General features: G+C 33.7%; 30 protein-coding genes. 7 read left to right on the forward strand and 23 right to left on the reverse strand.

Features of this window, described 5'->3' with window-relative positions; all coding sequences use genetic code 11:
- Positions 1 to 232: 232 nt before the first annotated feature.
- From CWS01_RS08195 to CWS01_RS08235, 9 genes are all read right to left on the reverse strand, one after another.
- Positions 233 to 814, reverse strand: a complete 582-nt coding sequence (locus CWS01_RS08195; protein WP_101176705.1) for a TerD family protein — start codon at positions 812 to 814, stop codon at positions 233 to 235.
- An 88-nt stretch (positions 815 to 902) separates the two neighbouring features.
- On the reverse strand, positions 903 to 1,496 hold the full coding sequence (locus CWS01_RS08200; protein WP_101176706.1) for a YpjP family protein: 594 nt from the start codon (positions 1,494 to 1,496) through the stop codon (positions 903 to 905).
- A 155-nt stretch (positions 1,497 to 1,651) separates the two neighbouring features.
- Positions 1,652 to 2,350, reverse strand: a complete 699-nt coding sequence (locus tag CWS01_RS08205) for a polysaccharide deacetylase family protein (RefSeq protein ID WP_101176707.1) — start codon at positions 2,348 to 2,350, stop codon at positions 1,652 to 1,654.
- Positions 2,351 to 2,928: 578 nt separating this feature from the next.
- On the reverse strand, positions 2,929 to 3,714 hold the full coding sequence (locus CWS01_RS08210) for a class I SAM-dependent methyltransferase (protein ID WP_101176708.1): 786 nt from the start codon (positions 3,712 to 3,714) through the stop codon (positions 2,929 to 2,931).
- A gap of 96 nt (positions 3,715 to 3,810) precedes the next feature.
- On the reverse strand, positions 3,811 to 4,245 hold the full coding sequence (locus tag CWS01_RS08215; protein WP_101176709.1) for a BrxA/BrxB family bacilliredoxin: 435 nt from the start codon (positions 4,243 to 4,245) through the stop codon (positions 3,811 to 3,813).
- A gap of 78 nt (positions 4,246 to 4,323) precedes the next feature.
- Positions 4,324 to 4,593, reverse strand: a complete 270-nt coding sequence (locus CWS01_RS08220) for a YrhK family protein (RefSeq protein WP_101176710.1) — start codon at positions 4,591 to 4,593, stop codon at positions 4,324 to 4,326.
- A gap of 94 nt (positions 4,594 to 4,687) precedes the next feature.
- Positions 4,688 to 5,812, reverse strand: coding sequence for a conserved virulence factor C family protein (locus CWS01_RS08225; protein ID WP_101176711.1), 1,125 nt, complete (start codon positions 5,810 to 5,812; stop codon positions 4,688 to 4,690).
- Between the two features lie 76 nt (positions 5,813 to 5,888).
- Positions 5,889 to 7,784 carry an ABC transporter ATP-binding protein gene (locus tag CWS01_RS08230; protein ID WP_101176712.1) on the reverse strand — a complete coding sequence of 632 codons (1,896 nt, stop codon included), beginning with the start codon at positions 7,782 to 7,784 and terminating at the stop codon, positions 5,889 to 5,891.
- The gene (locus CWS01_RS08235; RefSeq protein WP_101176713.1) at positions 7,765 to 8,418 is read right to left on the reverse strand and encodes an HD domain-containing protein; all 654 of its coding nucleotides are present in this window, start codon (positions 8,416 to 8,418) and stop codon (positions 7,765 to 7,767) included. Before CWS01_RS08235 ends, CWS01_RS08230 begins: the two co-directional genes overlap by 20 nt.
- A gap of 490 nt (positions 8,419 to 8,908) precedes the next feature.
- Between CWS01_RS08235 and CWS01_RS08240 the strand changes: the two genes are divergently transcribed.
- Positions 8,909 to 9,487 carry a MerR family transcriptional regulator gene (locus tag CWS01_RS08240; RefSeq protein ID WP_101176714.1) on the forward strand — a complete coding sequence of 193 codons (579 nt, stop codon included), beginning with the start codon at positions 8,909 to 8,911 and terminating at the stop codon, positions 9,485 to 9,487.
- Positions 9,488 to 9,640: 153 nt separating this feature from the next.
- Here CWS01_RS08240 and coaW read toward each other — a convergent pair whose 3' ends face one another.
- The 4 genes from coaW to CWS01_RS08260 form a co-directional block, all read right to left on the reverse strand.
- A complete protein-coding gene (coaW, locus tag CWS01_RS08245; protein ID WP_101176715.1) occupies positions 9,641 to 10,441 on the reverse strand; it encodes a type II pantothenate kinase in 801 nt (266 codons plus the stop codon).
- Between the two features lie 73 nt (positions 10,442 to 10,514).
- Entirely contained in the window at positions 10,515 to 10,991 is a 477-nt protein-coding gene (locus CWS01_RS08250) for a glutathione peroxidase (RefSeq protein WP_101176716.1), read from the reverse strand.
- Between the two features lie 181 nt (positions 10,992 to 11,172).
- Complete coding sequence (locus CWS01_RS08255; RefSeq protein WP_101176717.1) at positions 11,173 to 11,709, reverse strand: hypothetical protein; 537 nt, start codon at positions 11,707 to 11,709, stop codon at positions 11,173 to 11,175.
- Between the two features lie 65 nt (positions 11,710 to 11,774).
- Positions 11,775 to 13,463 (reverse strand): formate--tetrahydrofolate ligase, encoded by a 1,689-nt coding sequence (locus CWS01_RS08260; RefSeq protein WP_101176718.1) that lies wholly within the window; start codon positions 13,461 to 13,463, stop codon positions 11,775 to 11,777.
- Between the two features lie 331 nt (positions 13,464 to 13,794).
- Here CWS01_RS08260 and metA point away from each other — a divergent pair, with 331 nt between their 5' ends.
- Positions 13,795 to 14,703: a homoserine O-acetyltransferase MetA gene (gene metA / locus CWS01_RS08265; RefSeq protein ID WP_101176719.1), complete on the forward strand. Its 909-nt coding sequence runs from the start codon at positions 13,795 to 13,797 to the stop codon at positions 14,701 to 14,703.
- A 102-nt stretch (positions 14,704 to 14,805) separates the two neighbouring features.
- Here the strand turns inward: metA and CWS01_RS08270 are convergent, their stop codons facing one another.
- Positions 14,806 to 15,501: an AIM24 family protein gene (locus tag CWS01_RS08270; protein WP_101176720.1), complete on the reverse strand. Its 696-nt coding sequence runs from the start codon at positions 15,499 to 15,501 to the stop codon at positions 14,806 to 14,808.
- A gap of 310 nt (positions 15,502 to 15,811) precedes the next feature.
- On the opposite strand from CWS01_RS08270, the gene CWS01_RS08275 reads away from it, so the two are divergent.
- Positions 15,812 to 16,021, forward strand: coding sequence for a DUF3892 domain-containing protein (locus tag CWS01_RS08275; protein ID WP_101176721.1), 210 nt, complete (start codon positions 15,812 to 15,814; stop codon positions 16,019 to 16,021).
- Between the two features lie 53 nt (positions 16,022 to 16,074).
- Here CWS01_RS08275 and mntR read toward each other — a convergent pair whose 3' ends face one another.
- The 5 genes from mntR to CWS01_RS08300 all read right to left on the reverse strand — a co-directional run bounded on the left by mntR (position 16,075) and on the right by CWS01_RS08300 (position 21,300).
- Positions 16,075 to 16,497 carry a transcriptional regulator MntR gene (gene mntR / locus CWS01_RS08280; RefSeq protein WP_101176722.1) on the reverse strand — a complete coding sequence of 141 codons (423 nt, stop codon included), beginning with the start codon at positions 16,495 to 16,497 and terminating at the stop codon, positions 16,075 to 16,077.
- A 378-nt stretch (positions 16,498 to 16,875) separates the two neighbouring features.
- Positions 16,876 to 19,035, reverse strand: coding sequence for a type IA DNA topoisomerase (locus CWS01_RS08285; protein WP_101176723.1), 2,160 nt, complete (start codon positions 19,033 to 19,035; stop codon positions 16,876 to 16,878).
- Between the two features lie 259 nt (positions 19,036 to 19,294).
- On the reverse strand, positions 19,295 to 20,275 hold the full coding sequence (locus tag CWS01_RS08290) for an aromatic acid exporter family protein (protein WP_101176724.1): 981 nt from the start codon (positions 20,273 to 20,275) through the stop codon (positions 19,295 to 19,297).
- 2 nt (positions 20,276 to 20,277) lie between these two features.
- A complete protein-coding gene (locus CWS01_RS08295; RefSeq protein WP_101176725.1) occupies positions 20,278 to 20,577 on the reverse strand; it encodes a hypothetical protein in 300 nt (99 codons plus the stop codon).
- A gap of 438 nt (positions 20,578 to 21,015) precedes the next feature.
- Positions 21,016 to 21,300, reverse strand: coding sequence for a hypothetical protein (locus CWS01_RS08300; protein WP_101176726.1), 285 nt, complete (start codon positions 21,298 to 21,300; stop codon positions 21,016 to 21,018).
- Between the two features lie 461 nt (positions 21,301 to 21,761).
- Here CWS01_RS08300 and cspD point away from each other — a divergent pair, with 461 nt between their 5' ends.
- Entirely contained in the window at positions 21,762 to 21,962 is a 201-nt protein-coding gene (cspD, locus tag CWS01_RS08305) for a cold-shock protein CspD (RefSeq protein ID WP_009332654.1), read from the forward strand.
- 36 nt (positions 21,963 to 21,998) lie between these two features.
- Here cspD and CWS01_RS08310 read toward each other — a convergent pair whose 3' ends face one another.
- Both CWS01_RS08310 and CWS01_RS08315 read right to left on the reverse strand, forming a co-directional pair.
- Positions 21,999 to 22,184 (reverse strand): zinc-finger domain-containing protein, encoded by a 186-nt coding sequence (locus CWS01_RS08310; protein WP_101176727.1) that lies wholly within the window; start codon positions 22,182 to 22,184, stop codon positions 21,999 to 22,001.
- Between the two features lie 73 nt (positions 22,185 to 22,257).
- The gene (locus CWS01_RS08315) at positions 22,258 to 22,914 is read right to left on the reverse strand and encodes a reverse transcriptase-like protein (RefSeq protein WP_101176728.1); all 657 of its coding nucleotides are present in this window, start codon (positions 22,912 to 22,914) and stop codon (positions 22,258 to 22,260) included.
- A gap of 202 nt (positions 22,915 to 23,116) precedes the next feature.
- Between CWS01_RS08315 and CWS01_RS08320 the strand changes: the two genes are divergently transcribed.
- Positions 23,117 to 23,527 carry a reverse transcriptase-like protein gene (locus CWS01_RS08320; RefSeq protein ID WP_101176729.1) on the forward strand — a complete coding sequence of 137 codons (411 nt, stop codon included), beginning with the start codon at positions 23,117 to 23,119 and terminating at the stop codon, positions 23,525 to 23,527.
- Positions 23,524 to 24,453, forward strand: a complete 930-nt coding sequence (locus tag CWS01_RS08325; protein ID WP_328588904.1) for a DMT family transporter — start codon at positions 23,524 to 23,526, stop codon at positions 24,451 to 24,453. The genes CWS01_RS08320 and CWS01_RS08325 overlap by 4 nt, the downstream gene beginning before the upstream one ends.
- Positions 24,454 to 24,511: 58 nt before the next feature.
- On the opposite strand, the gene CWS01_RS08330 is transcribed toward CWS01_RS08325, so the two are convergent.
- Both CWS01_RS08330 and CWS01_RS08335 read right to left on the reverse strand, forming a co-directional pair.
- The gene (locus CWS01_RS08330; RefSeq protein ID WP_101176730.1) at positions 24,512 to 24,781 is read right to left on the reverse strand and encodes a DUF6123 family protein; all 270 of its coding nucleotides are present in this window, start codon (positions 24,779 to 24,781) and stop codon (positions 24,512 to 24,514) included.
- Between the two features lie 27 nt (positions 24,782 to 24,808).
- The gene (locus CWS01_RS08335; protein WP_101176731.1) at positions 24,809 to 25,303 is read right to left on the reverse strand and encodes a divergent PAP2 family protein; all 495 of its coding nucleotides are present in this window, start codon (positions 25,301 to 25,303) and stop codon (positions 24,809 to 24,811) included.
- Positions 25,304 to 25,426: 123 nt separating this feature from the next.
- Here CWS01_RS08335 and sspL point away from each other — a divergent pair, with 123 nt between their 5' ends.
- Positions 25,427 to 25,564 carry a small, acid-soluble spore protein L gene (gene sspL / locus CWS01_RS08340; RefSeq protein WP_101176732.1) on the forward strand — a complete coding sequence of 46 codons (138 nt, stop codon included), beginning with the start codon at positions 25,427 to 25,429 and terminating at the stop codon, positions 25,562 to 25,564.
- Positions 25,565 to 25,994 lie beyond the last annotated feature (430 nt).

A 25,994-nucleotide genomic window follows, 5' to 3' on the forward strand; every position in this document is an offset into this window, starting at 1 on the left:
GGCTTTCCTATATAGGAAAACTCGAACGTTTCTCCACCTTCAAACAATACTTCTCCCATTCGTTTACTTTTCTGCAAGACACAACAGAGGAATGAGAATAAAGTTTATTGTTTAAATACTGTTATATTCAAAAGGACTTTTCATATAAACAGCATGGAAATGTTCGAGTCAGCACCTATTAATTAATCTACTGCTTTTTATCTTCTAAAAAGAAAGCTCATCCAATTATTAATTAACCTACCTGCAATCCAAAATCTGTTGCAAGTGCTGCTAAGCCGCCTTGATATCCGCTGCCAATCGCACTAAATTTCCACTCATTATTATGGCGATATAGTTCGCCAACTACTAATGCTGTTTCAATAGAGAAATCTTCTCCTAAATCATAACGAATCAGTTCTTCATTATTTTGTTCATTTAATATACGAACATAAGAGTTGGATACTTGTCCAAAGTTTTGGTTTCTTGCTTCTCCATCATGAATTGTAATCGTAAATGTGATACGTTGAGTTGTTGCTGGAACAGCCTGTAAATCAATAACTACTTGCTCATCATCGCCTTCTCCTGCACCTGTTCTGTTATCTCCTGAATGAACAACAGAACCATTTCCGCCAGTTGGATTATTGTAGAAAACAAAATCGCCGTCTGATGCTACTTTGCCGTTGTCTCCTAATAAAAAAATAGAAGAATCCAAGTCGAAGTCTTGGCCGCCATCATACTTATTTACATCCCAGCCTAAACCAACAATGACTTTTGTCAGTCCAGGATTTCCTTTTGTTAAATCTACTTTTTGACCTTTTGATAAACTGATTGCCATAACTATTACCTCCAAAAATGTTTAGAATATCTTATCTACGAAACACAATCAAAAAAGTTTCAGCATATGTATATTTTTTTCACATATACTAACTCATCCATTTAGGTGGGGTGTTTTTATCCCAATATATTTCCCCTAAATAGTAATGTCCATGAAACTGATCATGATACGTATGATAATGAAAATTAAACCAATAGCCTTCTTGTGGGGGGCGATCCCGTCTTACATGGAAACGGATAATGTCTTCGTCATTTTTTTGTATATGAAAAATTCTTTCTGCCAATCCAGCACTTGGAAATTCTGTAACCGTCAATTGACTTAAATCTTCTTCTGGAAAAATACTCGTAACATCTGCAATTGCTTTTTCCATATTTGGAAGAATCGCCACGCGGAATTCATCCTCTATTACTGGCTTAATTTTACTGCCGAATTTCATATAACTTTGCGTCTCCGCTTCTTGCATTATTTGCGATAAAAATTTTTCTCTTTCATTTGGTGCTTCAGCCTCTGTGCTCTCGAATTCAAGTTCTCTTTCTTCTAAAGCGAAAGGTGTCTTGCTTTCATCACTTGGCTTTTTATCATTATTATTGTTGTTATAAAGAGAAGCAGGGGACGGTGAAACAAGCCCAAATGTTAAAATAGAAACAAAAACAACAAGACTTTTACGTATCCAATTAGGCATTATTACACCTCCCTTTTAACCAATTTTGTTTATCTTGTTAGTAAACTCCCAGTATTTTTCAGCTATAATAATGTTTTATTCTATTATATAATAATTTTTTACCATTCATCTACAAATATCCTTTGCAAATTCTATTTTTTATTATTTTTATTAGGTTAATAGCTCCTTAATTCATTCACTGTAACAAATGAATAGTCCTTTTTCTTTAGTTCTTTAATTATTCCTTCTATCGCTTGCAGTTCACTCCCAGTTTGGTCGTACATAGGATGCATTAATACAATCGATCCTGGTTTAATATTTTTTATTGCATAGTCAATTTTCTCTTGCGCAGAATCATAATACGTATCTGGTTCGAGATTCCATGTAATTGTCTTTTTATTTATTTTATGTAAATAATAAGGCAAACCGATTAACTTTTTTCCATTTGGTGGCCGAAAAACAATTTCTTTATTGTAGCCTGCCTCTTTAATCAGTTTATCCGTTTTATCAATTTCTGTTTTTATATACGAAGGCGATTTAAAGACCATCCGTTTATGAGAATAAGTATGGTTGCCTACTTGATGTCCTGCTTCGACGATGCTTTTTGTCTCATTAGGATATTTTTCTATTTCATTTCCTATTAGAAAAAAGGTCGCTTTTATATTATAATGCTGTAAAATGCTTAATATTTCCTTAACATTGCCACTTGGACCATCATCAAAAGTTAAAGCAACTACTTTTTCCTTTGTATCTGCTTTAGCTGTAATGCCTCCAAATACTTGAAAGGATCTTGAATTCATTAGCTTGTATGAAGCAGCCAACAAAATAGCTAAACAGATTATTGCACATCCACTATATATCCACTTTTTTTTCATCGCTAAATAAGTTACACATCCTTCTAAATAATTTGTTTATATCCGATTTCCTCTATTAATAAGCAATAAGATCCTTACTACAAAATGATGAGAAATCTAGGCTGAGATAATGTACTTCACCACTTTATCATTTTCCGACAGAAGACTCCCACTTCAAGGAATGCGAATGGCGTAGCCCGATGAGCAAGCGGGAGACGAATGTCGGTAGGCTTAGGCCTAAATGGTTGAACGATACGAACAAACGCACTACACTATTTCTGTAAGTTGTTCTTTGAAAACGGATATATGGGTTCTAGCAGGAAAAGCGTCTGCTAGGTAAAATCTTCCACGTTCGAATCGCCCACGCATACCGAAGCTGCGAAAATCAAGCGAAAATAGGATGCGTGAAAAATCAGTGTACAAGATGCTAAAAGTTTTCACCGTAGGGACTACGGGTAGAGCCTACTCCATAACTGGGGGATACACTGGTGTTCGTAGGAATCCCCCACTTTCAGCATTAGCTAAGTTGGGGGGTAGTTCAAGAGATTATCGCACCTTTATTCCCATCATAAACTTGTTCAAATCCAGTGTTATATGATCTACTTAACCTGTTCTTTTATAAGAATGCCGTAATGAAAAGCAGCTGATTTTCTTTTAATAACGGAAAAACCAAACTTTTCAAATCGTTTGCTGCGAAAATGATCTTTTAGTACTACTCTTTTTTTTGCTATCCGCAGTGCTTCCTTTATTAATTCTTCTGTTAAATCATGATAAACCGCAAGACTTCTTAAAGGACCGATCCCTTTAGAAGAGAGTATTTCTTCTTCAAACATTGGATCAAAATAAACACAATCAATACTATTATCTTTTCTTTTCTTTAATTCTGCTAAAGCATCATTATGATGAATATGTACTTTTTGCATCGCTAAATTTGTTGCAGAACAATCCGTTTCCCACATTTCCAGTCCTTTTCTCACTAAAAAAGCAAGCATCTGACTTGCTTCGCAGCCTTCTACTTTTCCTTGTTCCCCAACAACAAAACTTGCAACAATGCTGTCCGATCCAAGTCCAAATGTACAATCCAAAAAGGTCGATCCTGCTTGTAGATTTGTTGCCTCTATAAAAGGATCATATTCCCCTTTTTGAATGCGTTTAATTCGAAAAACAGCTGAATTAGGATGAAAAAAAAACGGTTCTGATTGGGTATGCATAAATAATTCATAACGATTTTTTCCAATAACCAATATATCTGTTTCATATTCCCTTTTAAGCATACTTATAGATTTTTTTTTTCGTTCTATAAATGGAAACTGCAAATTTCTAGAAATCCCCACTGCCTCCTCTGTCATTTTTTGATCCGTTCTTCCAGCAGTTGTTACAATCATATTACTTCCTCTTTCTTTTATTTTTCCCTACTGCATTTTGTATTTCTTCATCTATTAAAAAAGAACATCTTCGAAGGATGTTCTTTCAAATTTACATTAACAATATTGTTCAAATGAAGATACTAAATTTTCCATAATTGCTTCCATTGAGTTTCCTTCAATATCGTAGCGATGAATAAAGTGAACCACTTTATTATCCTTAATTAATGCCATAGATGGGGAAGATGGTTCAATATCTCCAAAAAACTCTCTCATTTTTGCTGTTGCTTCTTTATCTTGGCCTGCAAATACTGTCACTAAATGATCTGGTTTTTTTTCAGATTGAAGTACGCTTTGTGTTGCTGCTGGTCTTGCAAGTCCTGCTGCACATCCGCAAACAGAATTCACCACAACTAAAGAAGTGCCTTCTGCAGTTTCAATGAATTTTTCTACTTCCTCTCCTGTAGTCAACTCTTCAAATCCTGCATTTGCTAATTCTGCTCTCATTGGTTTTACCATTTGTTTCATGTATTCCTCATATGCCATTGACATAAAATTACCTCCTAATATGATTGTTTATTCCTTTAGAATACTATACTCTAATTCATTCATGCAATGCATTAGACTCTTTTAGACAGAAGACTCTGCTCTTTTTATTTTCAGATGATGAACGATTCGTACACTAGCAGCAAAAAGCAGCAAAACACTTCCTATAATAAAAGCAAAGCTTCCATACAGTCTCCACTCTTTTTGACTAAATAAAATACTTCCAATGAAATAAGTAGCGGCGCTAAAAAAAGAGATCAAATTATTAAATAACCCTGCCTTATTCACGATGATCTTCCATTTTCCCATTCGAAATACCATATCTTTTTTTTGATATTTTTTTCTTCCCGTCACTTTTAGCACCTCATTTATAAAAAGAATATAATTCTTTTCCTCTAGATTCTGCCATAAAACGTGGAAGATTTATACATCATCAAAAAGTAGCGTTCTATTTTCTTGCTTCCGTCATTTGTTTCCACACAGAGCCTTTTGCTTCTTCCCCTAATTCAATTCGTTCAATCGCCAGCTTAATTTGCAGACTTACCTCAAATTCCGGATCGTTTTCATGTGCTTTTAATGCAGGCAGCGTCGTTTCATCGCCTACTTCGTAAAGATACATAGCAGCTCTCCATCTTACAAGCTTGCTTTTATCTTTTAATGCTTCCATCATTTCAGGCATTGCTTCTGGAAAGCCTAAATCGGATAAACAGTCTCCAGCTGTTCTTCTTACGGTAACTGTTTTATCTTTTAATGCTACATAAAGCGATTCCAGCACCAATTTATCTTCAATCATTCCTAAATAAACGGTGGCAAGTCTGCGAATCGATGGCTTTTCATCCAAAAGAGCCTTCGACAATACAGGAATATCTTCAAGCGTTGGATCATCTGTTTGCTCTAATTTTTGATATCTAACTTTCCAATCAGGATGATCCAAATCTTCTAATGATAATTTTATTTTTTGCCTTTGCGGCTTAATAGCATTTTCTCCATCTTCTTCATTTTTTGCTTGCTGTACAAGCGCTTCTAATCTATTTTCAGGATAGGCTGCAAGCAATTCTTCTACAACAGCATTGCCTATTTCCTCAAACTCTCCATAACGGACACCAAATTCTTTCCATTTTCTGCTTACAACAACATTATCATTTGGCATTTTTGCTTCCGTTACTGCCTTCAGAAAAATTTCCGGCAAACCAAAACGTCTTTCTTCCTCGCCATCTGATAATTTCACTTGCATGGGAATGCCTTTATACATTTGGACAAGCACTTTTATTTCTCCATAATGCTCATTTATTTTGCTTTCTTGCGCCGCTTCAGTTTCTTCTCCAAACGCGTTTCGTACATATGTTAATAATTCTTTCCAATCATAGCGGGCATTTCTTTCGACTGCCAAAAAATCTGCAACATGATAAACACCTTTGATGCCTTCTATCTCTAAAATAGTTTGAATGATCTCCGGTGCATCCGCTGCATTTCCTTGTTTATAATTATTACTTTTGCCCATCGGCAATTCTTCATCTAAATTTATTTTCATTGTATTTGGACTTGGTGTTGGTTCTATTGAAATAATTCTCACAGTAATCCCCTTTCTGTTTATCATTTATGATATCATAGCAGCCGCAGAAATCTAAAGGAAACAAGTTATGCCTTTGTTATTTTTCAACTATTTCAGATAAATAACTCCATCTTTCGATTAAGTGTTCCAATCTTTGATTTAACTCTTCTGATTCTTGCAAAAGTTGATTTGCTTTTTCAAAATCACTGCCTACTGTTTCTAATTCTTTTTCTATTTCCCCAATTCTTGATTCTACTTGTTCCATATTCTCATCAATAGTGTCCCATTCCCTTTGCTCATTAAAGTTAAGTTTCACTTTTTTCTTCGGAGCAGGAGCAGCAGACACTTCTATTTGCTTTTCTTTTTTTATTTTTCCTGTTTCTTGCTGTTCTTTTCTTTTTTCTGCTTCCAAATACTCTGAGTAGTTTCCATAATAAGAATCAAATTGGCCATTGCCTTGCACAATCAGCAATGTCTCTGCCACTTTATCCAAGAAGTAACGATCATGGGAAACCGTAATGACAACACCAGCAAAATCTTCCAAATAGTCTTCTAATACCATTAATGTTTGTGTGTCTAAATCATTTGTCGGCTCATCTAATAATAGTACATTTGGTTCGCCCATCAATATTTTCAAAAGATACAATCGTCTTCTTTCCCCACCAGACAACTTAGCAATAATGGTTCCATGCGTATGCATAGGGAAAAGGAATCTTTCAAGCATTTGCGCAGCAGAAATGGTTTTTCCGTCGGATGTATGAATAACTTCTGCCGTTTCTTTTAAATATTCAATCATTCTTTTGGATGTATCCATTTCTTCGTTTTCTTGTGTATAATAGGCCACTTTCACTGTTTGGCCAATAATATAGTCCCCAGAGTCTAAGGGTGTTTTTCCTGCTAAAATATTTAATACAGTGGATTTGCCAGCTCCATTTTTGCCGATAATGCCAATTCGATCCCCTGGTTTTACAAGCAAATTAAAATCTTTTAATATCACGGTATCCTTATACTGTTTATTTGCACCAGCTAATTCAAACACCTGTTTTCCTAAGCGGCTCCCTTTTAATGAGATATCTAGTTTTTCAGATGTTTTGACAGAAGAAATTTGTTGATCTAAAACATCAAAACGCTGAATCCTTGCTTTTTGTTTGGTGGACCTTGCTTTTGCCCCTCGTCTGATCCATTCCAACTCTCTTCTGAATAAATTCTTTTGCTTATCTAATGTTGCTGCTTCATTTTCTTCACGAAGGGCTTTCGCTTGCAAAAACTCTGAATAGTTTCCTTTATAGCTATAGAGATTGCCGCCATCTAATTCAAACATGCGATTTGTTACTCTATCCAAAAAGTAGCGATCATGTGTTACTAAAAGCAGGGCTCCATTAAATCTTGCTAAATAATCTTCAAGCCACTTCACTGCTTCGAAATCCAAATGGTTTGTCGGCTCATCTAAAATAAGCAAATCAGGATTTTGAATTAAAACTTGTGCTAAAGCAATTCGCTTTTTTTGCCCACCTGAAAGTTCTCCTACTTTTTTATCAAAATTTTCAATTCCAAGTTTCATTAAAACTGTTTTTGCATTAGTGTGGACATCCCAGCCATCTAATGCATCCATTTTCTTCTGCACATCAAAAAGTGCTTCATGAAGACTGCTATTTTCAGGGTCTGTATCCAATCGCAGCAATAATGCTTCATATTTTTTTATTAATGTTAAAACAGGTGCATCCCCTTCATATACTTGATCAAGCACACTTAAATCAGGATTTATGTCTGGAGTTTGCGCAGAATAAGCGATGGAGTAATCTTTTGGAGCAATGATTTCGCCACTATCAGGAATATCAATTCCTGCCACAATTTTTAACAAAGAAGATTTGCCTGTGCCATTAATGCCAATTAGTCCAACTCTTTCTTTGTCGCTAATAGCAAAAGAAATATCTTGAAAAAGCTCTTTTTCTCCATATGATTTTGATAAATTTTCAATTGAAATACTTTTCATAAGTCCCATTCCATTCTTTATAAAATTCAGCTAGAAAAAACTCCATCACCTGATGTCTTTCGTCTGCAATTTTTTTCGCTGTATTTGTATGTAATAAATCTTTTAATTTTAATAGTTTTTCATAAAAATGATGAATAGACGTGGATTTACCATGGCGGTATTCTATTTCTGACATGTTTTCTCTGATTTCTATTGAAGGATCATATAGCATACTCCCTTTACTTCCCCCATAGGCAAAGGTTCTGGCAATGCCGATTGCGCCAATTGCATCCAATCTATCCCCGTCTTGAACTATTTTTGCTTCTATTGTTGCAGGAGGAGATATGCCATTTCCTCCATTAAAAGAAACAGACTCAATAACTGCTAAAATATGCTGTTTATCTTTTGCTGCTATCTTTTGTGTTTGCAGAAAATAATCGAGAGCATGTAAACCTGCTTCTTTAGATGCATTCAGTTTCACATCTGCTATATCATGGAGAAGAGCCGCCATTTCAATAATAAAAGGATTTCCTTTTCTTTCTTGTTTGCATATATAAAGACTTGCTTTTCTAACACGGTCAATATGATACCAATCATGGCCTGATGTATCATTTTTTAATCTTTTTTTGACAAATTGTTCTGCTTCTTTGATCACTTTCTGCTTACTCCCATCTTTTTAGCTAACGAACATATTTTAACATGAATTTCGAATCAAGGAATATAAATCTCTTTTGTCATGCATCAACAATTATTTCTTTGCTTAAAGAATCAGCTAGTGGAGAATTAAACGAAATAGCAACGGAAAATAATAAGACAAAGCATAAAAAATAAAGTCAATATAGAAATGTTGCTACTAAAATGAGTGAACTAATAAAAAAAGATGTTTATTTTTTATCTAATTTTTACGAATTAGTCAAAAGTAGTTCTATCTCAACAAAACTAGACAAAGCTCGCTAAAGGAATTATTTCTTTTTTACAGAAATAATTACATATAAAAATAATTCTACTTGTCCATTGTTGGCTTGTATTTGTTGCCGTTATTTTCATTAAAGTTTTTGAAAAAAATAACTTATTTCAGAAGTAAGTTTGACTATTTATTGTAGACACTAGCCAAAAATCATATTTTTTGAAAGGTGCTGTTTAGTATGAGTGAAAAAAAAGAAATGATTTTAACAGAAAATAATGCCCCTTTAAGTGTTAAAGAAGCCGCTGAAGTTATTGAGGAAAGTCCTGGTGTAGTAAGAAATTGGCTTCGAGAATTAAAAACACAAATTCCTACCATTGTTGGCAAACATGGCTATCGATACTTTGACCAATCAGGCTTAGAGGTGTTAAAAAAGGTACAACAATTAAGAAGAGACGAAAATTTATCCTTAGCGGAAATTGCTGACAAAATTTCACCTGCTAAAACTAAAGATGTAGCTCTTCCTTTCTCTTCTAATTCAGATACAGCAGAACGTATTCTGCAAGATTTAAATACTATCAAGGAACAATTAGAGCTGCAGGTGAATTTTAATCAAGTATTGGTGCAGCAATTAAAAAAACAGCAGGAACATATCGAAGAACAGCAACAATTTATCCAATCTCAAAAACAGCATATTTCTGCATTATTGGATACTAGCAAAAGAGAAAAAGAAGATTCCTATATAAAAATTCAAAAAGAAAAAGCCGTGGAAACTATTTCGAAAAAGCCAACCTTTTTCCGCCTATTTTCTTACAGATAAAAAGATCAGCTCTCAGTGAAAGACCTTTCATCTATATTCTTTTACTTTAAAGATTTAGAAATACTCATTAACAAAAACAACTAAAGTTCTAATAAGCAGCATAAAAAGGAATCTTCCCTTTTATGCTGCTTATTCATGGAGTTAGGCAATGAGCTAGATGGATAAGTATGCAGCGATTGCTCCACAATACTCGCCATTTTCTAAAAAATACGGTGCAACTTCTAATTGATCTTGAAAAGAAGTTAAAATAGTTTGTAAAAGGGGGTTTTCAGATATAGTTCCACCAATATACACTACTTTCTGTAAAGATTCCCTTTTTGCAACCTGCTTCGTTAAAAGAAATAGTGTTTCTCCAATCATTTGCAGCAAAGCATTTGTAATATCCTCTTTTTTTGCACCCTCCGCTAAATTAGCAAAATTACTTGCAGTTAACTCTCCGTTTATTCTTGGATCTTCTATTGTATAAATATCCTTAACCAGCATATCGACATTTTTTCGATTCCCCAAAGAAGCAAGCTCCATCAAAGAACAAAAGTCCTCTACTTTTGTCAAATATGATCCTAAGCCCATTAACGTACCGCCGCCAATGCCGCTGCCCAACATACGCTTACAATGATTGTCCTCCACCTTATACCATGAAGTTCCTGTTCCTATATTCACAAGAAGATATTTTTCAAATCCAAACAGATTATTTTGCTGCAATAGCCAATTAACGCCTAAATAATTCTCTTCAAATTCATGAATAATTTTAGCAGCAGGAAAAAATTTTTCTTTTACTCCTCCTGCTCTTCCACCAGTTAAAGCAATTTTATTTATCCCTATTATTTTTAGCCATTGCAGCACATTTGCCAATTCTGATACTGGATATTTTTTAAAGCGAATGCTTCCTTTTTCTTCAAAAGCCAATTTTATCAGTGATCCGCCAATATCCATGCCGATTTTTTTAGAAGTCACTTAACAACCTCCATAATATACCACTCTATTTATTTAGATTTTATAACAGCATATTTACTTAAAAAAATAGAATCTATGATAATTTTTTAATATCTTCTTTCATTTCAATTGGCGATGTATTGGGAGCATACCTTTTTACCACATTTCCCGAGCGGTCTATTAAAAACTTTGTGAAATTCCATTTAATTGCTTTCATTCCAAGTGCCCCAGGTACTGTTTCTGTTAAATATTGAAAAAGAGGGCTGGCGTTTTTTCCATTAACGTCTACTTTTGCAAAAAGAGGAAAGGTTACCCCATAATTCATTTCACAAAATTGTTGAATCTCCTCCTCTTCGCCCGGCTCTTGGCCCATAAATTGATTACAGGGAAAACCTAACACTGTAAAACCGGTTTCCTTATACTCTTCATAAATGCTTTGCAGTTCTTTATACTGGGGGGTAAATCCACATTTGCTTGCCGTATTAACAATAACCATTACATTTCCAGCAAATTCTTTTAATTTTTTTGTTTCTCCTTTGATCGTTTTTACTTCAAAATCATAAATGCTCATTTATCTCCGCTCCTCCTTTTTATTTTGGGTATTTTCGAAAACTTGTTTGCTGTTTAAGCAACAAAAGATTAGTGGATTTTCTCTCTGGGATGCTCGCTTTTCAATGATTTGAGTAAACAAGCCCTATTAAAAAAACAACAACCTTTTAGAACATAGCCTTTTTTTATAAGCTTTCACTTTGTTATAGGGAATAAAACATTTTGTTATCTGCTATTAATTGTAATGTGTTTTCCATATATTCAACCATCACTACTAGATCATCCATTTGATCTTCCGTTATTACTCGATTAAAAGAGATCAACAAATGATTTTCCACCATATTATCACAATCATAAGGATTTAGTCTGATTTCCTGTTTGATCTCCCGTTTATTTCCCCAAATACCTGTTAGCAACTCCTTTAACATTACATAAACAGAGGGATCATTGGCATGTTTTACAACCATTTCAACAGCTATCGTACATCCGACTTCCCCCTGAAGATTTTTTATCGCCAACAGCTCGCCAGCAAGATTTCGTGCATTTGCAAATAAACGAAATGTCATCAAAGCATTGTCCTGATTTTTTAAAGCAAAAGAAATCGAATATTCTCTCGCCAGTTTACTGTTGTTAAAAATATCATTGCGATCTAAAATCGTAATTGTTCCGTCTAAATCTTTATCATAAATGGCCCCTTCCATTACTGTTTTCATATTTTCAAATGCAGTTGGATCAAACATATTTTTTTCCTTTCCAAAAAAAGTGCAAGTGTTTCGTAACCATCAAACACTTGCACTTTTTTATATTAAAATAAACCGATTGCTTTGCCTTCTTCGTCTACGTCCATATTTAATGCAGCAGGCGCTTTCGGCAGTCCAGGCATCGTCATCACATCGCCTGTTAATGCTACGATAAACCCGGCTCCTATAGAGGGTTTTAATTCACGAACCATAATAGTAAAATTCTCAGGTCTGCCAAGCAATGCTGGGTCATCTGACAAGGAATATTGCGTTTTCGCCATACATATTGGGAGATTACTCCAACCATTTGCTGTGAAGTCTGCTATTTGTTTTGTTGCTTTTGTAGAAAACTCTACTCCCATTGCCCCGTATACCTTTTGGGCAATCGTGGTGATTTTCTCCTCAATTCCTGCTTCAAGGGGATATAAATGGTCAAAGTTGTTTTGGTTTTCTTCTATAATAGAAAGCACTTTTTTCGCAAGCTCTATTCCCCCTGCTCCACCTTTTTCCCATACCTCTGTTAATGCTACAGGAATTTGCAGCTGTTCGCATAATGAAATCAATGTATTGATTTCATTTTCTGTATCTGTATAAAAACGATTGACTGCTACAACAAAAGGCAAACCAAATTGTTGAATATTTTCGACATGTTTCTGCAGGTTGCTAAAGCCTTTTTTAATTGCTTCTGCATCTTCTTTTCCTAAATCTGCTTTCGCTACTCCCCCATGCATTTTTAATGCACGCAATGTAGCAACAATTACAACGGCCTCTGGATTTATTTCTGAATTTCTTGCTTTAATATCCAAGAATTTTTCAGCTCCTAAATCAGCGCCAAAACCTGCTTCTGTCACCACATAATCCGCTAATTTAGCAGCAGTTGTTGTTGCAATAACACTGTTGCAGCCATGAGCGATATTGGCAAATGGCCCCCCGTGAATAATCGCAGGTGTATGCTCGATTGTCTGCACGAGGTTTGGTTTGATGGCATCTTTTAACAATAAGGTCAAAGCACCTTCCATTTTCATGTCACCAACAGTCACTGGTTTTTTATCCTTATTATAAGCCACTACCATTCGCGCGAGACGAGTTTTTAAATCCTCTATATCGGAAGCCAAGCATAATACAGCCATAATTTCTGAAGCAACCGTAATATCAAAACCATCTTCACGAGGAACTCCTTCTAAAGGGCCTCCTAATCCTATTATCACCTTTCTTAATGCACGATCATTTAAATCGACTGCGCGCTTCCATACAATTCTTCTTTGATCAATTTGCAGTTCATTTCCTTGATGGATATGATTATCAATAAATGCTGCTAATGCATTGTTTGCAGTCGTAATGGCATGGAGATCACCAGTGAAGTGGAGATTAATATCTTCCATTGGCAACACTTGGGCAAATCCCCCGCCAGCTGCTCCCCCTTTAATTCCCATTGTAGGGCCTAAAGAAGGTTCTCGCATCGCAATAGCCACTTTTTTATTTAATGCTTGCAATGCATCTCCTAAACCTACTGTAACAGTAGATTTTCCTTCCCCAGCAGGAGTAGGATTGATTGCAGTAACAAGAATAATTTTTCCAGATTTATATTTTTTTAAAGAAGCTAATTTACTAGAAGTGATTTTCGCTTTATATTTTCCATATAGCTCTAAATCATCTTCTGTTAAGTTTAGTTTTTTTGCGATATGTACAATCAGTTTCATTTCTGCTTGTTGAGCTATTTCAATATCCGATTTTACTTTCACTTTTTGCTGCATGTATAATCCTCCTGATACAGTATGCTTACATTGTACAAAATAACGAAAAAAAAAGAAATATAGTAACAAAATGTTCGTGTTTATTAATAATCATATTCTTCTAAAAAATCCATCGGCTATTCTTTTGTTATTTTTCCAAAATTTAAAACATTATCATTGCGAGGTTTGCAAACTATACTTATAATATAGGCTATGTCCCATTAATATCCTAATTGTTTTTTCTAAGTTGGATTTTCCATTTATCAAAACCTTCTATTTATTCCTATGAATTAGTTTTTTAAATTTATATTTACATACATTTTTTATTATGACAAAAAGGAGGCGTTTTATCATGCCTATAAAAATCCCTTATTTACTGCCAGCTCGCGAAATACTGGAAGAAGAACACATTTTTATTATGGATGAAAATCGTGCAAAGCAGCAGGATATTCGACCATTAAATATTATTATCCTTAATTTAATGCCGGAAAAACAAAAAACAGAAGTGCAAATCCTTCGTTTACTTGGAAATACACCACTGCAACTAAATATTTCTTTTTTACGAACCGCTTCCTATGAATCCAAAAATACAAGTCCTTATCATTTGGATCAGTTTTACACAAACTTTGATGAAATTAAAGGAAATAAGTATGATGGAATGATTATTACTGGCGCCCCTGTCGAGTTATTAGAGTTTGAACAAGTACAATATTGGAAAGAGCTTACAGAAATAATGGAGTGGACAAATACAAATGTCACCTCCACTCTACATATTTGTTGGGGAGCTCAAGCAGCACTATACTATCACTATAAAATACCAAAATACGAACTAAACAAAAAATGTTATGGAATTTACTCCCATACTATCTTTAATTCAAAAGAAAAGTTATTGCGTGGCTTTGATGACAGCTTTCTAGCGCCACATTCCCGCCATACTAATGTAGATAAAGAAGAAATCATCAAACATAATGAGCTGGAGCTTTTGTCGGCGTCAGAAGATGCTGGTGCCTTCATTGTGAGCGGAAACTACGGAAAACATATTATGGTAACAGGCCATTTAGAATATGATTCTTGTACGCTTGCAGAAGAATATACAAGAGATCGAAATAAAGGATTGGATATTCATCTTCCCCTTGATTATTTTCCTAATAATGATCCAACAAAAAAACCATTAAATTATTGGCGCTCTCATGCCCATTTGCTTTTTTCTAACTGGCTAAACTATTATGTTTATCAAGAAACGCCTTATGATTGGAAATGAAAGGGTAAGACCTTGTTGGTAAAACAAACATAGTTCCTCTTTCTCTTGGACTTGATGAAGCAAAAAAAAGCTGACTGTACTCTGTCAGCTTTTTTGCTTGAATTAGCTTTTTGACTCTGCATAATATACTTCTTCAAATGGCTGCACAACAACAAATCCATCTCCAGAAAACTTCATTTGAATCGACTCCCCACTGCCCCGCCCAAAAAATGTTTTTAAAGAAATATCTGTTACAAAATCCGGCTGTAAATCCCCAGACCAAGCAACTGTTGCATTAGGATCTGTAAATACAGGATTATTTTTTGTCACTTTTAATGTTAATGGCTCGTAATGGGAAGTAATGGCAACCATGCCCGTTCCTGACAAACGAATATTAAACAGTCCTCCACTCATCATACCTGCGATTTTTTTCATTAATTTAATATCCCAATTGATGCTCGGCTCAAAAGCCAATAAATCATTGCCATTTACATATATAGACTCATTTTGCAGATGAAGGATGGTAATTTTTTTCCCTTGGTCTGCTAAATATAATGTACCTTCGCCTTCTGCTTTCATTAAAGAAGCACCCTCTCCAGTAAATGCTTTCTTTAATAATGTTCCTAACCCATTTTCTAACACGCCTTCTCGCGTAAATTTAATGCGGCCTCGATAAGATACCATGCTTCCTGCTTTTGCCCAAATTTGCTTGTTCAAATTAATCTCCAGCATTCTTGGTGTCTCTAATTCAAATAAGCCTTCTCCTTTATCTTTTTGTTCTGTTTCCTTAATAAAATCCTGCAGTGAAAATCGACTCATTGTATTCTCTCCTTTTTAAACAAATCATTTATTCATAATTTCACTATCCAAATCACAAATTTTGCTAAAACTTTTCTTTTATTTTAGGAAACTTTAAATCACTCTATCATATCTTATACAAAACATATAAAAATAATAAAAAAGAGAAACACTAGAAAGATGGTATATATAAGATTACGAAACAGCAGAAAATAAGTTTCATGTTTATTTTATTTTCTTTTGTACATACTATTTGCATAATAATTTGAAATTAGGAAATATAACAAATAGTAAACCATTACTTCTATTTAAAAAGGGAGGAATAGGAAAGATGGAACAAATTATAGCTGTTGAAAGAAATTATTTAGGACAAATCATTAGCTTTAAAACGTCAAGTGGCAGAGTCATTTCCTATCGTAAAGCATTATTAGACGCAGAGAGTGGGATGATTGACGGTTTAAACATTACAGAAGCCACAGAAGAAAATGGTCTATCTGCAAGATTTGAGGATAATTTTGAAAATTATCCATTAATTTATTAATAACAATAAAAAAAGACTGCATCTAAAATAAAACAGATGCACGTCTTTTTTGATTATTCTTCTTCATTTTTTTGTTGAATTACTTTTAATGCCTCGATACGAGATGCATCTTCTTCAAAAAATTGAACCAAGTCTCCTATTCGGTCAATTGCATCCCAACTTAAATGATGTTCAATTCCTTCTACGTCCTGATAAATATTTTCTTCCTTTACACCGATAACACGCAATAGCTGTTCTAATAATTCATGACGGTATACAAGACGTTTGCCGATTTTTTTTCCCTTTGCCGTCAAAACAAGCCCTCTATATTTTTCATATACTAGGTATTCATCTTTATCCAATTTTTGAACCATTTTTGTGACAGAGGAGGGATGAACCGATAACGCTTCTGCAATGTCGGATACACGGGCATATCCTTTTTCTTCAATTAAATTATAAATTTGTTCAATATAATCTTCCATACTAGGTGTTGGCATTTATACTAATAGCCCTCCTATTCGTGTTACGCATTTTTAACGTATAATAATGAAGTAATTAGTGAAACTCTTTGTTCAATCATTCACTTTTTTGGTGTGGTTTCTCTTCTTAAATAAAGATTATATTAATGAATACAGCCAATAGACTGATTTTTAGTTCCTCTTTAAAAAGGAACCAAAAATCAGCAAAATTCTTTAACAAAACCTAAAAAGAATACATATTATTTCCATCCAAAAACTCATATCCTTTTAGCATTTTACTATATAAGAAACAGTGAAACAAGTTAATGCCTATTTTCTTTTCAAATAGCTGTATTCCTTCATATTTCCATAAAAAATAGAATGGTCGCTCTAATGTTTATTGACTATATTTCCCATTCATTTATCAAACTCCATTTTCCAACTATAATAGTCATTGTCGTCATTTTTTTGATAAGATAAAATGGCATCAAATTTATTGCCTTTTTTGCTTGTTAATCCTTTTACAGAAGCCTTTCCATTCTTGAGCAAAGCTTTCACCATGGTTTTTGTCGGTTTCTTTTTCAATGCTGCCAAAAATTTATCATTTTTCCAGACAACAAATTTGCAGCCATTTTTCCAATTGCTGCAGCCAAACCCTTTTTGTCCTTCAATCACGGCATGTCCGCACACTGGACATTTCCCGATTATTTCCACTTCTTTTCTTTTATACTCTACTTCTTGGATAATTATATCATTTGCTTCTTTTATGGATTGCACAGAGTCAATCGTAAATTGATAAATAATCTCTAAAAAGTCTTTTTTAGAAAACGTTCCTTTTTCAATATCGTACAATGCCTTTTCCAGTCTCCCGGTAAATTGTAAATTAAATAAATCTTTGATAGGAAAAGTTTCGACGACTTTTTTTCCCAGCTCTGTACAAACAAGGTTTTTATTATTTGTTGTAATATAGCCAATATCTTTTAGCTTTTTTATTGTCTCTGCTCGGGTTGCAGGAGTGCCAATGCTAAAGCCGCTTAAAATGGTTGTCACATCTTCCTCTTCCAGCTCTCCCTCTTCTCCTATATGTTTCCCGCATGTTTCCATCACTCGAAGCAAGGTTCTTTCTGTATGTTCTTTCGGTGGTTTTGTTGTATGTTCAGTTGTTTCTAATTTGCTTGTTTTTACTTCTTCATTTAACTGCACATATGGCAATAACACATCTTTCGACTGGATTTTCTCTACTTTTTTCCAGCCTTCCAAAAGCTGCACTTTTCCCTTTGTAATAAAAGCACCTTTTAGTGATTCACCCTGTATTTTCGTTGTTATTTTTGTTTCTTCATATTCAGCTATTGGCATAAACTGCATAATCAGCCGATTTTTAATAGCTTCATACACTTGCTCCTCATCGCTACTTAACTTTTTTGGCAGCATATAAGTTGGTATAATGGCACTATGACTTTCTACTTTTTTATTATCGAACACTCTTTTACTAGAAAAAAATTTTATTTCTTCTTTATATGGCAAATCTGCAGCAAGAAGCTCGACTACTTTGGCTGTTTTACCAATTAAGCTTTCTTCTAATGCCTGGCTTGCTGTTCTGGGATACGTAATATATTTTTTCTCATATAGGCTTTGGGCAACTTTAAGGACTTTATCTGCAGTCCATCCTTTATATTTGCTAGTAATATATCCTTGCAAGTTTGACAAATTAAATAAAAAGGGAGGATATTCTTTTTTCTTTTGCACTTGCTTATCAATAACCATGCCATCTTGATGATTTATTTGTTTTTGAATATTCTCCAGATACTCTTTTTGCCTAAACTTTTCTTCTTTTCCTTCTGTGTAGATGCCAGTATACGTTTTTTCCTCTTTTGTTGAAAAAGTTGCTTGAAGCTTATAATAATTTTCTGGCTGAAAATCAACTATTTCTTTATCTCGATCATAAATAATCTTTAATGTCGGCAAAAGAACCCTGCCAATATTTAATGCTTTGCCTGTTCCCTTTTGGTATTTTAGTGTCGCAACAGAAGTCAAATTAATGCCAATCAGCCAGTCTGCCCACTGTCTGCTGACACCAGCATCCTGCAAGGGCCTTAATTCTCGGTTATCTTTAAGCTGATTTAAGCCACTTAACACTTCAGTTGGTGTCCATTCATTTAGCAAAAGCCGAAATACTTTTTTTCCCGTCTTCAAATTATAAATAATGCTGTCTCCAATTATTTGCCCTTCCCTGTCATAATCACAGGCAGAAATAATCGCTTCTACATCTTGGCGTTTCATCAGCTGCTGAATAATCTTCAATTGCTTTTGCGCCCCTTTATCCGAATACTCCCGATTTTTCGGATCACTTTTTACTTTATACTGAAAAGCAGGAGGGATAAATGGAAAATTGTCCATCTTCCAAGAGGCCATTTTTTCATCATAATCTTTTGCATCTTTTAGTTGCAGCAAATGGCCAAATGCCCATGTAACAATATATCCATTGCCTTCAAAATAGCCATCTTGTCTATTTTTTATTTTTAATGCATCTGCTATATTTTTAGAAACAGATGGTTTTTCCGCTAAAATTAATTTCATTTTTTCACCTTTTTAAACAACTATTTTGTCTGCTTTGTTAATCTAATGAATTGATTATTGAATACAAGTCTATGTTAAAGATATATTTTGTCAGGTGCAAGTAAAATCATGTTCTCAAAACTTGTATACAAAGGAAAAAATGTCAGAAGAAAAAAAAGAGACATCATTTACACTATGCAGAAATAAAAAAAACAACTGCATTTTTCCTATCTTTTATCAGACTAGAAAACATGCAGTTAAATTAAGGCTCTATCGGTTATTAATATGCCACTTTTAATGATTTTTTTATAACTAAATATTGTTCAATTTCTTTCAGAATATAATAAACTTGAGCCTGTTCTTCAAATACTTCCCAATTTTTCGGAAGATCCTGATTTTTTATTTGGTCTTCTATTTTTTGTAATTTGCTTAAAAATAGCTGGGCTGTATTGCCTGAATGAACGCAAAGGCTCAGCTCTTCTAAAAAAGAAGCAACTGCTTCTCTTTGCTCTATTAACGTAGAAACCCCTGTTACTCTAGCAAATAGACGATCCATAACATCCAGCTGTTTTTCACGGATGGTAAAATACTTATAATAGTAATTTTCTTTGCGGGTAAAATGATTTTCAACATCCCGGAATGCAAGACTTTTGGCTATTTGTACTTCTTTAGAAGTGACTTTTAATTTATTTTGAAAGTTTATATCGCATTCATTTTCTCTTAGAAAATGAACCATTTCCATTAATAATTCTTGAAAATGCTTTTCTATTTTTTTCTGATAGGTTTTCATCTCTTTATCCAGACTCGGCATATAGCTATTCACAAGCAATGCCGCGCCTATACCAATAACAATCAACCCTAATTCATTTAAAATAATATCCCAATTCATATTATTTCTTGAGTAAATATGAAGAATGATAACGGTGCTCGTTACAACTCCTTCATTTACTTTTAATAGGACTGTTGTTGGAATAAACACTAATAAAAGTAGCCCAATTACATAAGGCTGATAGGCTATTCCTTCAAAAAACACATAGGAAAAAGGAATAGAAAGCATACATGCAACAAAACGGGCAAAAGCACTATGAAGTGATTTTTTTTTGGAGTTTTGTACACATAATATGGTAATAATCGCAGATGAGACAAAAAAATCTAAGTTGCATAATTGTGCAATCGTAATGCCTATACTTACAGCAACTGCTGTTTTAGCTGTTCGATAGCCAATCTTATACTTTTTTAAGCTTTTTATTGCAGCATGCATGATTAATCACAACCTGTTACTAACAAATCATCCTGTAAAGAAGCAAGCTTCGTATTGATTGAAATTTTATCACCAGATTTCACTAAAAGAGCTACTACAGATCCACTAAAGGGAACACTTATTTCTTGTATTTCTTGATTAGCTGTTTTAATGGTTAGAATCGGTTCCCACTCATAAAAATAGGACTTTTCTTGAATAAAAACATGTTCCACAATTCCTTCAACAGGGCTTAATATTAACTGGTCTTCTTTTGAAATTTCATAATACGGACTTTGACTGCTTTTTACAATCGTTTCAATCATTTTTTTAAAACTTCCTTTTTATATAGTTTTTTTATCATACAGGTTTTGTTAAAGAACGCTGTCGATTTTCGTTCGTTCTTTTTTTATAAATAAACGAAACATTATCCCATCACAGAACCCATTATAGATAGAAAACAAAAAAGCTTCTTCATCTCTGCTGTCTTTTGCAAGAAATCCTTACAATATCTCATTCATTTTGTTTTCTAAGTCATGTTAATAAAAACATATTTCCCTATACTTTTCAATGATTTCTAACAAGATTCCCACTTTTTTTTTATAGAAAATTAAGGAAAAAAATAGAATGCGATTACATAGGCAACCTCTAAAAGATATCCTATATTTCCCACTAGAAAAACCTATTCAAAATAACCATTTTCTACATATTTTCTCATCAAACACTTCCTATTTTCCATTATCTCCAAAGGATGTAAAATACAACTAAAGAAAAGATCTTATTCCCTTTTTGTCTTGTACATACCATTTCTCTTTTTCGACCTGATTAGAAACCGTTAAAATAAACGAGGGGATTTTTTCCACATTAAATACAATTAAGCCCATTAGTTCATTCATAATGACAAAGGATTGTCCATGTGATAGTGTCGATAATTCTTTGCCTAATTGAAGAATTCCTTTTATAATTGTTTCTTTTTCTTTTTCTTCTAATACAATATTCGGGGAAAACCTTAAGATCCAATTTTCATTTCCAATCGAAAATCGATACATGCATTCACCCTCCTGTATACAGATAAAATAGCTCTAAGCCAGCTAAAAAAATGGATAAAACATAACCTCTCATCTAACTTCTTTTTCTATTAGGATTATTTCCTGTCTATATGTATACATAAATATGTTAGATTATCTTTTTTCAGAACATATTCACTCTAACAATGAAACAATGAAACAATGAGCAGGAATTAATATCGTATCATTCAATTGGTATCCTGCTGTTCATTATTTCGATAAAATGTACACGCTTACCCATAAGTTTTTACGAATATAAATTGAATAAAAAAATATCGGAAAAACGCCTAGAAACCTTGACTGTAAAGGCTTAATCGTGTATATTATAGACATCATTTAACAAAATTCTGAAAAAATTGTTTTCTATTATTATTTTGTTCTATGAGAATATTTATTTTATAGGCGCTATAGAGTGTCTTGAAAGTCTTAGGAGGAAATTTAATATGCAAAACGGTAAAGTAAAATGGTTTAATAATGAAAAAGGATTTGGATTTATCGAAGTTGAAGGCGGAGACGATGTATTCGTACATTTCACAGCTATTCAAGGTGAAGGATTCAAATCATTAGAAGAAGGACAAGAAGTTTCTTTTGAAATCGTAGAAGGAAATCGTGGGCCTCAAGCTGCTAACGTTGTAAAACTATAATAAAATATTATTTAGAGCTGACAACTGTCAGCTCTTTTATTTTTCTCCCATCATCTTTTCTCCATATGCTTTAATTTTTTCTCCAACTGTACATTGTGAAATACAAAAGCGATGGGCATATCTTTTGCCTTTTTCATTTTTATGATGCCCATATAAAAAGCAGTCTTTACAAAAATCATTCATTAATATTTCTACTTCTTGCATCCATTTTTTTCTTTCCAATGTTTATCGCCTACTTTTGCCGTATTCTATAACTTATCTTTAGAAAAATTATACTTTTTTGTTTAGCTCATGCTTAGATGATTTGCATCTTACTGTATATTCGTTTGCCTTCAAGGGCCTGTGTTGCCAATTTATCCGCTTCTTTATTTTCATTGCGGCCTATCGGAGTGTAAATGGTTTGAATCTTTAATTCAGCTGTTTTTTTCTCTATCCGATCAAGCCATCTATTTAATTCTTCTTCATAACATGGCCACTCTCCCGAAAGCTGCTGCAAAACAACTTGAGAATCACCCTTAAACTCACATGTCGCTCCTTGCACATTCAATTCCTGCAATAAATTTAATGCATGATAAAATGCCGCATATTCCGCTTCATTATTCGTTTCCATTTCATGAAAAACTTCATTTGCCCGAATACGATACTTCTTTTTCCCTTGATGAAAAAAAAGGACAACCCCAATCCCTGCTAATTTTTCTTCCTTTTGATAGCCACCATCAAAATAAATTAAAAAATCATGGGGTTCTTCTTCTACTTCCATTGCTAGTTTTTTTAATTCTTTTAGCTGCCAATCTGTTCCCTTTTCATCGTAAAAGGTGAGTTCTGTGCCTTTTTGGCTTTTTTCAATGTCTTCTCCTATTATAATGCTATCGTCTAATGTCATCCAATCAGAAGTAAAATATACAGAATTGCCTTTTTTTATTCGATACTTCCACTCTAATTTATATTTCATATCTTTCTAATTCCTCCATCCTCTTTAACTTGTTATGATTATATTTGGCGAATTTTTTTTTCGTTAATTCCTATTTTCACGTTATAATAAAGGGAAACTTCAATTAGTAAACTGCTTTTTCTCTACGTTAATAGAAAAAATTTGGCTGCTGTTTGAACAAGTAAATCTAACCTATCATACCAAAAATATTGGAGGGATAAAAATGATTGAAGTGTATATTGATGGAGCCAGTGCAGGAAACCCTGGTCCAAGCGGCGCTGGCATATTTATTAAAGGCCATGGAAAAGGAGATAAATATTCTATCCCCCTTGGAACAATGAGCAACCATGAAGCAGAATTTTATGCCTTAATTAAAGCTTTAGAAATCTGCCTTGAAAACAATTATCAAACAGTAAGTTTTCGAACAGATTCGGAACTTGTTAGTCGTGCAGTAGAAAAGGAATTTGCGAAAAACAAACAATTTGCTCCACTTCTTGAACAAGCTTTAACATTATCAAAAAAACTTCCGTTATTTTTCATCAAATGGGTGCCAAGCAGTGAAAATAAAACGGCTGATGAACTGGCGCGTTTAGCGATAAGAAAAAACAGCAGCAAAGGAGCAAAACCAAATTGACAAAAGAAGCAAAAATGGCAGATGGCCTATTATTACTAGTAGCAGGCATATGGGGCTTTACATTTGTTACCGTACAACATGCTATTTCTTTTTTAGAACCCCACGCCTTTAATGCCATCCGTTTTAGCATTGCATCACTTTTTTTAATTATTTGGCTGCTGCTATTTGATCGTTCACAGTTAAAAAAATGGAATAAACATTCTATAAAAGCCGGTTTTACTCTTGGTTTTTTTCTATTCATAGGGTATTCTTTCCAAACAATAGGGCTTATTTATACTACTAGCTCTAAAGCTGGTTTTATTACAGGTTTAAGCGTTATTTTAGTTCCATTATTTTTATTTGTTTTTTATCAAGTTAAATTAACAGCGACTAATATAATCGGTGTTTTATCTGCTGCTGCTGGATTATATTTATTAACACTTGCAGATGCAGTCTCCGTAAATATTGGTGATGTGTATGTTTTTGTATGTGCTATTGGTTTTGCACTGCAAATTATTTTCACAGGAAAATATGCATCTGCCTACCCAACTTTATTATTAACTATTATTCAACTAGCAACTGTTTCAATCCTGTCTTTTGCTGCAAGTTTTCTTTTTGAAAATACAGCAAATAATTTTCAGCTTCCTGTTCTCTACAAAAAAGAAGTATGGTCCGCTTTATTGATTACTTCTGTTTTTGCAACAGCTCTTGCCTTTATTATCCAAACAGGAGTGCAAAAATATACAACCTCTATAAGAGTAGCTCTTATTTTTGCAATGGAACCAGTCTTTGCTGCAATAACAGCCTATTTCTATAATCAGGAAAGATTATCAAACAGCTCCTGGGTTGGTTGTGCTCTCATTTTAGCAGGCATGATTTTTGTAGAGCTTCCCTTTAAAAAAGGAATAAAGCTAACAAAACAAAAGATAAACCGCTTAAATGAATAAGTGTTTCTACATACATAAATCAACAAAAAATTCCCGCTTTAAAGACCATTTATATTCTTTAAAGTGGGAATAATTCATTGTTTCGAATAAAATGAAAGGCTTGTCTTTTTGTTTTCACATTATTATTTACAAACATTTCTAATAATGAAACATAAAAGCTGCCATCAAAACTTTTTTGTATCTTTAATGTACATTCTATCGCTGCCATGCTTAACTCGTCAGGCGCATTTGTTAAAGCCTTTCCAAAATAAATAAAACCAATTGTGTCTTCTTTAAAGAAAAAACCTTTGCTTTGTAAAAACAGCAAGTAATCATCTAATGTGCTCAAAGTTGTGCCAATTCCTCTCCGTACCTTTTACCGTAATGTTACTTTATTTTTCCGCCATTTTCTATCTTTTTTTGATAAAATATGTCCTATAAAACCAATAAGTATACCAAGCAATGCCCCGCCAACCACTTCCTTGGGCTGATGTCCAAGCATCTCTTTTAATTTTTTTGGCTGTTTTTCTTCAAACGGCAATTTTTCATTATGATTAATTTTATTTATTAAATCATCTAAATTATTTACTTTTAATGTTAATTCCCCTGTTTGCCTTCTTATTCCTTGTGCATCATACATAACAATCAATCCATAAACAAGAGAAAGGGCAAAATCAATAGTCGGTATCCCTCTTTTTAGCGCAATAAAAGTAGTTAACGAAGACACTCCTGCAGAATGGGAACTTGGCATGCCACCTGTTTGAAAAAATAATCCAGGTTTCCATTTTCCTGTTTTTATAAAATATAATGGTATTTTTAACCCTTGTGCTGCTGCGATGCTAGTTAGCGCTACATATACCCCTTTGTTCATTTTCTCACCTCGAAGTTATTTTCTTTTAAAGGAGATTAAATTATTCGATATGGTTCATACTAATCTTGAAGTTTTTATTTCCAACTCTCAAATATTTTGTGAAAGAAAAAAGGAGGAGTTATGATGAGCATAAAAAACCATACAAATAAAGGCATTGCAGCAGGGGGCGTTAATCCTCAAGGTTATGGACAAGATAATGACCAAACAAGAAATCCAAAAAGCAAACTAGAAAATGCAGCGAAAAAAAAGAATACTAAATAACTTACTTCCATCAGTGGACTTTTCTTCTAGTCCATACTGATGGATAATAAAAGCAACTATTTTATCTTCATACCTATTCCACATAATCTCTATAAACCAGTCTTATACTCCAAATTTCTTTTTTCTAAACTGCTTGCTCTAATTTTAAACTAACAGCGTGCAAAAAAAGCGTTAGTAAACAATATAAGCCAAAATTCAATTAGTGTAAGTTTTCTGCGTCTCTTACTAGTTATTAGTAAAAACAAATCGGCTTTTCGCAAGTTACGTCTTGTTTCCCTTCTGACCATCTTTAGCTGAAATCAAAACCTCTTAATTTGGATGGCCGTTCCAATAAGATCCTTCTTCATTGACAATCTAATTTTATTTTAAAATAATTCTCTATAACTTCTAAAATAGAACATGATCTTAGAATACAACTAGGCACTCCCCC

Origin of the sequence: Niallia nealsonii (assembly GCF_002835805.1) — a bacterium.
Classification (GTDB): domain Bacteria; phylum Bacillota; class Bacilli; order Bacillales; family Cytobacillaceae; genus Niallia; species Niallia nealsonii.

Excerpts from the sequence above, each read along its gene's own strand:
- CWS01_RS08195 (WP_101176705.1), bottom strand. The coding sequence starts at position 814 with ATGGCAATCAGTTTATCAAAAGGTCAAAAAGTAGATTTAACAAAAGGA.
- CWS01_RS08200 (WP_101176706.1), bottom strand. The coding sequence starts at position 1,496 with ATGCCTAATTGGATACGTAAAAGTCTTGTTGTTTTTGTTTCTATTTTA.
- CWS01_RS08205 (WP_101176707.1), bottom strand. The coding sequence starts at position 2,350 with ATGAAAAAAAAGTGGATATATAGTGGATGTGCAATAATCTGTTTAGCT.
- CWS01_RS08210 (WP_101176708.1), bottom strand. The coding sequence starts at position 3,714 with ATGATTGTAACAACTGCTGGAAGAACGGATCAAAAAATGACAGAGGAG.
- CWS01_RS08215 (WP_101176709.1), bottom strand. The coding sequence starts at position 4,245 with ATGTCAATGGCATATGAGGAATACATGAAACAAATGGTAAAACCAATG.
- CWS01_RS08230 (WP_101176712.1), bottom strand. The coding sequence starts at position 7,784 with ATGAAAAGTATTTCAATTGAAAATTTATCAAAATCATATGGAGAAAAA.
- CWS01_RS08240 (WP_101176714.1), top strand. The coding sequence starts at position 8,909 with ATGAGTGAAAAAAAAGAAATGATTTTAACAGAAAATAATGCCCCTTTA.
- CWS01_RS08250 (WP_101176716.1), bottom strand. The coding sequence starts at position 10,991 with ATGAGCATTTATGATTTTGAAGTAAAAACGATCAAAGGAGAAACAAAA.
- CWS01_RS08255 (WP_101176717.1), bottom strand. The coding sequence starts at position 11,709 with ATGTTTGATCCAACTGCATTTGAAAATATGAAAACAGTAATGGAAGGG.
- CWS01_RS08260 (WP_101176718.1), bottom strand. The coding sequence starts at position 13,463 with ATGCAGCAAAAAGTGAAAGTAAAATCGGATATTGAAATAGCTCAACAA.
- metA (WP_101176719.1), top strand. The coding sequence starts at position 13,795 with ATGCCTATAAAAATCCCTTATTTACTGCCAGCTCGCGAAATACTGGAA.
- CWS01_RS08270 (WP_101176720.1), bottom strand. The coding sequence starts at position 15,501 with ATGAGTCGATTTTCACTGCAGGATTTTATTAAGGAAACAGAACAAAAA.
- CWS01_RS08275 (WP_101176721.1), top strand. The coding sequence starts at position 15,812 with ATGGAACAAATTATAGCTGTTGAAAGAAATTATTTAGGACAAATCATT.
- mntR (WP_101176722.1), bottom strand. The coding sequence starts at position 16,497 with ATGCCAACACCTAGTATGGAAGATTATATTGAACAAATTTATAATTTA.
- CWS01_RS08285 (WP_101176723.1), bottom strand. The coding sequence starts at position 19,035 with ATGAAATTAATTTTAGCGGAAAAACCATCTGTTTCTAAAAATATAGCA.
- CWS01_RS08290 (WP_101176724.1), bottom strand. The coding sequence starts at position 20,275 with ATGCATGCTGCAATAAAAAGCTTAAAAAAGTATAAGATTGGCTATCGA.
- CWS01_RS08295 (WP_101176725.1), bottom strand. The coding sequence starts at position 20,577 with ATGATTGAAACGATTGTAAAAAGCAGTCAAAGTCCGTATTATGAAATT.
- CWS01_RS08300 (WP_101176726.1), bottom strand. The coding sequence starts at position 21,300 with ATGTATCGATTTTCGATTGGAAATGAAAATTGGATCTTAAGGTTTTCC.
- cspD (WP_009332654.1), top strand. The coding sequence starts at position 21,762 with ATGCAAAACGGTAAAGTAAAATGGTTTAATAATGAAAAAGGATTTGGA.
- CWS01_RS08315 (WP_101176728.1), bottom strand. The coding sequence starts at position 22,914 with ATGAAATATAAATTAGAGTGGAAGTATCGAATAAAAAAAGGCAATTCT.
- CWS01_RS08320 (WP_101176729.1), top strand. The coding sequence starts at position 23,117 with ATGATTGAAGTGTATATTGATGGAGCCAGTGCAGGAAACCCTGGTCCA.
- CWS01_RS08335 (WP_101176731.1), bottom strand. The coding sequence starts at position 25,303 with ATGAACAAAGGGGTATATGTAGCGCTAACTAGCATCGCAGCAGCACAA.
- sspL (WP_101176732.1), top strand. The coding sequence starts at position 25,427 with ATGAGCATAAAAAACCATACAAATAAAGGCATTGCAGCAGGGGGCGTT.